The 2,211-nt window shown below is 45.5% G+C and carries 3 protein-coding genes; all 3 read right to left on the bottom strand.

Going from position 1 to position 2,211, the window contains the following annotated elements; translation table 11 throughout:
• Positions 1 to 241: 241 nt before the first annotated feature.
• The gene (locus tag U9S71_RS20800) at positions 242 to 871 is read right to left on the bottom strand and encodes a hypothetical protein (RefSeq protein WP_326329782.1); all 630 of its coding nucleotides are present in this window, start codon (positions 869 to 871) and stop codon (positions 242 to 244) included.
• Positions 872 to 883: 12 nt separating this feature from the next.
• A complete protein-coding gene (locus tag U9S71_RS20795) occupies positions 884 to 1,165 on the bottom strand; it encodes a hypothetical protein (protein WP_326329781.1) in 282 nt (93 codons plus the stop codon).
• A gap of 240 nt (positions 1,166 to 1,405) precedes the next feature.
• Positions 1,406 to 2,211, bottom strand: an 806-nt coding sequence (locus U9S71_RS20790; RefSeq protein WP_326329780.1) for a hypothetical protein, incomplete at its 5' end; no start/stop codon positions are given.

The following is a 2,211-nucleotide window of genomic DNA, read 5'->3' as shown; positions in this document are numbered from 1 at the left end:
TCGACAATACAGCTTTTTCAACCTTTGGAGTTGATCGGTATTACCTATAAAATTTAACTGTATTACCCATCAATCCGGCTTAATGGTTATGGTATCAGTATATCAATCCATCTGGAAAAATCCGACGTTAAGTGGTGTTGAGAGGGGGATTAGATAATATGGGTATAATTCCAGCACAGAGAATAAATCAATACATCGATTTGGGCTTGCCGTCGCATGGATATGATTACGACATAAAGACCTATTTCAACCTGATCTCGACGCCCAGATTGACATTGTATATGAATTTGTACTGGCTTTCCGAGATGAGACCTTCCGTTGAATCCCCGTCGATATAATCTCCGAACGTGGTTTCACCGTTCGATATCCTGAACTGCTGCACGCCCGGCTGACCGTATAATCGGACCCGGAAGCGGTCGGAGACCCGGAGCCGGTAACCGGCCTGAAAAAAGGCGCATGCACCGGAATATAACGACGAAGGCCGGTATCCCTTATCATTTTCAAACCGCGACATTGATTCCATAGCCAACCAATTCAGATTAATAGGCTCCAAGCGTACCCCCACGAAAAAGCCATCCTGATTGAAAGGGTAGATTGCCAGATCACCGAAAAGCCCCACCGACGCAGCCTGCAGGTCCTGCACCCCGTCAAATGCGAATGAATAGGAGCGGTTTCCGATGCCTGCTTTGATCTCGGTCTGCTGCTGGAATAGTGTTATTCCTCTTTTTAAGAAGAGTTCGCCGCCGAAGGCGCTTTCGTTGGTGTAGTTGGCATTAAAGCCAACCGAAAAGATGTCGGTAGTCTGGGCGAATAGGCCCATGGGTAAAAAATTGAACCCGATCAACAGGGTCGCAGCAAAAGATCGAATCATAATTAAGGCCCTTTAATGATTTACATTATAGGGCGGGAACATTTTTATATCCTTCATCGTTGCGGTTGGAGGGTAGGAAAGTTTGAAATTCAGACTATGGAGGTCTTTTAAACTCACATCATATCGCTGCAAGACCATGTACCCATCCCGGACCTCCTCCCAAGGGGTTTTGTCATATATTTCACGATCAAGCACAAAGAGAGAAATGGTATCCGATGGGATTTGCTCAAACCGCTGGTCCCAGGGAACCATCCCACCTTCCCCGCCTATTCCGGCGGGCTTAATGATCTGCATATATGGTTTTTCAGCAGGTAGCATAGTGTCTGGATAAGTTGGCAAATTCATTTTGCTTCCAGCAGCGTAATAAACAACCGACCGTTCATAATTATTCCTCAAGTCAATCGAATATGCCCTTTCCATAAAATGGTCTGGGCATGCTGAGCATAAGAAACAAAATATTATCCCCCCTATTCCAAGGGCGATTCTTCGTAAAGCACATTTTTCATATCGCTTTTTCATAAAAATTTTGATGAGTTATCTTCTTGGAAATCTCGGATTCTCCTCGTCGTCCCAATCAATGCCATAGTAGTACCTAAAGTATTGTGACGCAAGAATGTTCGCCTTCCGTTCGTGCCAGTGGAAATTATGGTTGTCAGAATTCACAGTCAGTAAGCTGGGTATCGCTGTTTGCAGTATGTATAATGGTCCAGAAGCCCAACGGCTATCGAGTACATGTCCGTACTCGTGCATAAACAAGGGGGTGCTCCTTACATATTCATTAAAACTAGTATTAATTGTGAAAGGTGTTCTGATGCTTATATATCTACCAAGTGTGACTCCATCATAATGCCGGTTATCCCCTTCTGTCGTCGTGAAGGTCGCGCCACCGAAATAATCGACCCGTGTGGCTGTTCCTGCAGTTATATTAAATTGGGCGTAGCCATATCCCAAGAAATCCTGAAATCCTTCAAACTCTCTCATTAATCCACTTTGAACCTGCTCTCCGAGCGGCAGATTATTATCATAGTGAAATAAACCCGCCGCAAGCCTATTACTCATACCCACGCGGTCCCAGTTTCCCCCGATTGCCCCAATAAGGCTGTTGACGTGGGCAACTTTGGTCGCTATATCCGCTTTTACGATTGATTCTACCGGCCTGAGCATAGCCGACAAAAATCCAGCTGTGTATGCCTTAACTGCCGACCCGAACCCGTCCACGTGACCTGCTTTTTTATTCGTAAACAAATTGATCAACCCAAATATCTCAAAAAATTCCCCATTCGGATCGATTCCATTCACCGGGCTATTTCCCAGGGCCAGGTAGGGGTTTGCGAACTGCT

Source organism: Parapedobacter flavus (assembly GCF_035818675.1).
Lineage (GTDB): Bacteria > Bacteroidota > Bacteroidia > Sphingobacteriales > Sphingobacteriaceae > Parapedobacter > Parapedobacter flavus.
The sequence above is the reverse complement of the archived record's forward strand: the minus strand, read 5'-3'. Positions and strand labels throughout refer to the sequence as shown.

Excerpts from the sequence above, each read along its gene's own strand:
- U9S71_RS20800 (WP_326329782.1), bottom strand. The coding sequence starts at position 871 with ATGATTCGATCTTTTGCTGCGACCCTGTTGATCGGGTTCAATTTTTTA.
- U9S71_RS20795 (WP_326329781.1), bottom strand. The coding sequence starts at position 1,165 with ATGCAGATCATTAAGCCCGCCGGAATAGGCGGGGAAGGTGGGATGGTT.